The 3,767-nt window shown below is 68.4% G+C and carries 5 protein-coding genes; 1 reads left to right on the top strand and 4 read right to left on the bottom strand.

Annotation, left to right across the window (positions count from 1 at the left end; translation table 11 throughout):
• Positions 1-3: 3 nt before the first annotated feature.
• A complete protein-coding gene (gene prfB / locus U9980_RS07945) occupies positions 4-1,104 on the bottom strand; it encodes a peptide chain release factor 2 (RefSeq protein ID WP_322767346.1) in 1,101 nt (366 codons plus the stop codon).
• A 300-nt stretch (positions 1,105-1,404) separates the two neighbouring features.
• Between prfB and U9980_RS07940 the strand changes: the two genes are divergently transcribed.
• Positions 1,405-2,340, top strand: a complete 936-nt coding sequence (locus tag U9980_RS07940; RefSeq protein ID WP_322767345.1) for a hypothetical protein — start codon at positions 1,405-1,407, stop codon at positions 2,338-2,340.
• Between the two features lie 57 nt (positions 2,341-2,397).
• Here the strand turns inward: U9980_RS07940 and U9980_RS07935 are convergent, their stop codons facing one another.
• From U9980_RS07935 to U9980_RS07925, 3 genes are all read right to left on the bottom strand, one after another.
• Entirely contained in the window at positions 2,398-2,919 is a 522-nt protein-coding gene (locus U9980_RS07935; RefSeq protein ID WP_322767344.1) for a pilus assembly protein TadG-related protein, read from the bottom strand.
• Between the two features lie 79 nt (positions 2,920-2,998).
• Positions 2,999-3,235, bottom strand: coding sequence for a hypothetical protein (locus U9980_RS07930; protein ID WP_322767343.1), 237 nt, complete (start codon positions 3,233-3,235; stop codon positions 2,999-3,001).
• Between the two features lie 27 nt (positions 3,236-3,262).
• Entirely contained in the window at positions 3,263-3,538 is a 276-nt protein-coding gene (locus tag U9980_RS07925) for a GNAT family N-acetyltransferase (RefSeq protein WP_322767353.1), read from the bottom strand.
• Between the last annotated feature and the right edge of the window lie 229 nt (positions 3,539-3,767).

Genomic DNA, 3,767 nt, shown 5'->3' with positions numbered 1-3,767 from the left:
CGATCAGCTGGCGCCTTCGTTGGTGCGTCGCCAGCGGACCTCCGCATCGATGAAGTCGTCGATGTCGCCGTCCAGCACCGCCCCGGTGCCGGACGTCTCCACCTCGGTGCGCAGGTCCTTCACCATCTGGTACGGATGCAGCACATAGTTGCGGATCTGGGAGCCGAAGGACACGTCCTGCGGACCGCCGGTCAGCCGCTGCTTCTCGGCGGCCTCCTCGACACGCCGACGTTCCAGCAGTTTGGCCTGCAGCACCATCATGGCCGCGGCCTTGTTCTGCAGCTGGCTGCGTTCGTTCTGGCAGGTCACCACGATGTTCGTCGGCAGGTGGGTGATCCGCACCGCCGAGTCGGTGGTGTTGACGCCCTGCCCGCCCGGACCCGACGAACGGAAGATGTCGATCCGCAGTTCCTTGTCGTCGATCTCGACATGGTCGGCCTGTTCGACGGCCGGGGTCACCTCGACCCCCGCGAACGACGTCTGGCGGCGGTTCTGGTTGTCGAAGGGACTGATCCGCACCAGCCGGTGGACGCCGTGCTCGCTGCGCAGCGTCCCGTAGGCGTACGGCGCCTTGATCTGGAACGTGGCGGACTTCAGACCCGCCTCCTCCGCCTCGGAGGTGTCGAACACCTCGGCGCCGTAGCCGTGCCGTTCGGCCCACCGCAGGTACATGCGCAGCAGCATCGCCGTCCAGTCGGCGGCGTCCACGCCACCGGCACCGGCGGAAAGCTGAATGATCGCATCCCGCTCGTCGTACTCACCGGACAGCAGCGTACGGACCTCGAGCGTGGAGATGTCACGGGCGAGCTTGGGAAGGCCCACCGCGGCCTCGGCCAGCAGGTCCTCATCGGCGAGGTCGAGAGCGGTGATGATGTCGTCGAGGCGCCGCCGCAGCGCTTCGACCCGGGCGATGTCCCCACGCACCGACGAGAGCCGGCGGGTGACGCCCTGCGCCCTGGACTGGTCGCTCCACAGGTCCGGATCCGTTGCCTCACGCTCCAGGTCCGCGGCGCGGCGTCGGAGACTTTCAAGATCAAGAACTGTTTCGATGCCTGCGAGCGTCGAGTCGAGAGCCTTGATCTCCTCTGCGAGGTCGGCGGCCATGAGACCCACCTTACCGTCGGAAACGCGCCGCCCCCACCTGGATGCCGATCTTGGCGTGGCGAGGCCGGAACCCACGTCGGCGTCTTGGATTCAGAATTCGCACAAAGAGACCCAGAGCACATCCAACAGGCCCTTGCCACCGAGGCACCGGACCGTCCCACCGACTATCTTGACTGCCAGCGGGCTCTTCGGTCGGACGGACTCTTCGGCCCGACGGGCTCTTCGGTCGGAAAGCGGTGACAGCTGAATGTCATCCGGGCCATCTTAGACCGATTTCGCGCTGGTGAACGCTGGAGAGCCGTGACCGACAATACCGCCGGTACCGACCCACGTGTCGATACCGGCGAGCTGCATGACATCTGCATCCAGATCCTGAGCGAAGCGCTCGTCAACTACGAGACGGCCGACCTGTCCGACACCATATCGGCGCTGACGCCCCTGCACCAGACCACCCGGACGGTGCCGCGTACCCGACGGTTGCGGGGGGCGGTCGCCCTGGACTGGATGCGCCTGCACGCTGCCGTGAGCGCCACCATGGCAGGCGCCGCATACGACCAGGGGCGCCACGGCGACGCCGTCTCGCTGGCCGATCGGGCCGCAACGGTGGCACGCGCCGCCGGCGACGGCCCGCTGGCCGGCAGTGCCCTGGCGATACGCGCCCGGGTGGTACGCCAGCACAGCCCGGCGGTGGCACTGCAGATCGCCGGGGCCGCCGGCCGGATCGCCGGAGCGAGCCCGGCCCGGGCCATGGTGGCCGGCAAGGTCTCGGCCGGCTCATACGCGGCCGTCGGCGATGTCGCCGGCGTCCGGCAGGCGGTGGTCCGCGCCTGGCAGATCATGGAGTTGCTGGCCCCGTCCGCGCAGGGACGCCCCGGCTTCGCGCTCGACACGTATTCCCCGGCGGACCTGGCCCTCGCCAGTGCCGAGGCGCTGACCACCGTCGGTGTCGCGGACGAGGCCGAGCCCTACCTTGAACGGGCCGCCGCGCTGATCGCGGACAGCGGGCAGACCGGTATGATCATTGCCGTGCACATGGCACAGGCACGGACCGCGCTGGCACGCAACCGCCCCGACCCCGACGAAGCGGCGCACCATGCGGCGCGGGCTGTGACCCTGGCCATGCACCGGCCGGCACAGTGGGTCGCCCGGCTCGTCCGCGACGTCTCCGCGCTCGCCGCCAAGCGCACCGGCCATCAGCTCGACGATCTTATCGCCGTCACGGCCCCCTGGTTCTGATCCTCTCGCTCCAAGACCTCCGGTGGCCCGCGCAGGGTCGCAACAGCCCGAATACCGTCAGGGGCCGGGCGGACGGACGAGCGACTGGGCGTCCGCGCTGGCTGTGACGGTGACCGGGCCGATGCCCAGGAGCGCCACCACCGGCAACACGACCGTTCGACTGCCGGTCACCCGAACGGTCGTCGGGTTCAGCAGCTGCGCCGTGAGCACCGTGTGCCCGGACGGGTCGGCGTCGACCTGGTATCCGGCGACGGTCGCGGCGACCTCGGCAAGCGGCAGCTGCTGGAGATCCTGGGTCGCCGTGTAGATGGCGGCATCGTTGACATGCTGCGCGGCGGCGAGGGCGGCGCCGTCGGCCGCCGAAGCCACCGAGCGTTTGGCCAGATACACCGCGGAGGCATCGGTCACCACGAGCGCCAGCATCAACGCGATCATGACATAACCGAGGGTGAGTATCAGGATCGTGCCAGCGTCCGTATCCGTGCCCGTGTCCGTGTCCGTGCCCGTGTCCGGGTGTGGGCGCGGTCCCGCGCGAGGCGCCCGCCTGGGCCTGGCTGCGCACTGCCATGATCGGCTCATGTGACTGTCCGGCCGCGCCGGTAGGCGTCCACGACCACGATGAACGTCCCGTTCTGGGCCGACGGGACGTTTGCCCAGGTCAGCGGGCATCCATTTTGGTAAGAGCCTCGTGCGACGTGGCGGCCAGCACGACTACCTCCACATCAGAGCCGTCGTCGCGCGACCGCTCGGCAGAAAAACGGGCTGCGAGTGCTGCGCGCCGGTCCGCGAAGGTCTTCTCCTGAAGCAGCCGACCTGCGCGCCGGTCGTCCACGACCAGGAAGTAGCTCCCTCGGGCACCGTACCGAACATGGAGTCGACCTGTTGTGCCAACCACAATACCGCGTCCGTGACAGGTCGGAGGTCAACCGCCGGTATGCGTCTCCGACTCGGACCGGCTGGTGGCGCACACGTTGTTGTCCTTCCACAGGGCCGATGGCGGACGCCTCACCTTGGAGGTCATACCGAGCGTGCGGGCGATCCCGTTCATCCCGGCGTTGCCCCGGTTGGTGAAGGTGACGATGTCGTCCAGGTTGAGAGCGGCGAACCCCCAGGTCACCGCCGCGTCGCACGCTTCGGTGCCGAGTCCTTCCCGCCAGCGGTCCCGGCGGACAGTGCGGGTGGGATACCCGTCCGCAATGTCCAGGACCTAAACCCCGACCCGGGCACGCTCGTGGCGCACGCCTCGCGGGCTTCAATCCGACTCGGATTTGTAGATCGCGGGCACCACCATGAACGATGTGAATCCGGTTCTGCTATTACAACACCGGATTCACATCGTTCGGAGGCAGTGGTGCAGTTTCAATCCGACTCGGATTTGTAGATCGCGGGTACCCGTCCTTACCGGCGTCGCGCGTCGGCAGGCGTTG

Origin of the sequence: Protofrankia sp. Cr1 (assembly GCF_963555865.1) — a bacterium.
In the GTDB taxonomy this organism is placed as follows: Bacteria; Actinomycetota; Actinomycetes; order Frankiales; family Frankiaceae; genus Protofrankia.
Note: the sequence above shows the minus strand (reverse complement) of the source record. Positions and strands in the feature narration are given on the sequence as shown.

What these genes read in the sequence shown, in the direction of transcription:
- prfB (WP_322767346.1), bottom strand. Translation starts at nt 1,104, where the DNA reads ATGGCCGCCGACCTCGCAGAGGAGATCAAGGCTCTCGACTCGACGCTC.
- U9980_RS07935 (WP_322767344.1), bottom strand. Translation starts at nt 2,919, where the DNA reads ATGAGCCGATCATGGCAGTGCGCAGCCAGGCCCAGGCGGGCGCCTCGC.